Origin of the sequence: Cognatundibacterium luofuense, assembly GCF_018139685.1 — a bacterium.
GTDB classification, from domain to species: Bacteria; Pseudomonadota; Gammaproteobacteria; order Burkholderiales; family Burkholderiaceae_D; genus Undibacterium; species Undibacterium luofuense.
This window is the reverse complement of record NZ_JAGSPN010000705.1, coordinates 1-255: the sequence shown is the minus strand read 5'-3', so window position 1 is coordinate 255 and position 255 is coordinate 1. Positions and strand designations below refer to the sequence as shown.

Here is a 255-nt window from a genome sequence, read left to right as displayed (position 1 = left end):
TCATCGCCTTGATTGGCTCGGCAAAGCGCGCCTGGACCTTGGGGGCTGCCTTCACGGACTTGTAGTACACCGTCCGGCGCGGCATATCAAACCACTGGCACAATTTGCTGATCGAAACCTTGAAGCCGTCTTCTTCCAGTCCCTGGTGGATCGTTTCGATCACTTCTCTTCCTCGCCCAGCAGGGACGCCAGCTTTTTTCTGGCACGCAGTTCTAGCATGGCCTCGCCATATGCTTCCTGAAGTTCCTTGATCTG

Annotated in this window: 1 pseudogene; it reads right to left on the bottom strand. The window is 55.7% G+C overall.

Features of this window, described 5'->3' with window-relative positions:
• Window positions 1-159: 159 nt before the first annotated feature.
• Window positions 160-255 (bottom strand): annotated as a pseudogene (locus KDM89_RS23145) (DUF1153 domain-containing protein); the annotation flags it as partial.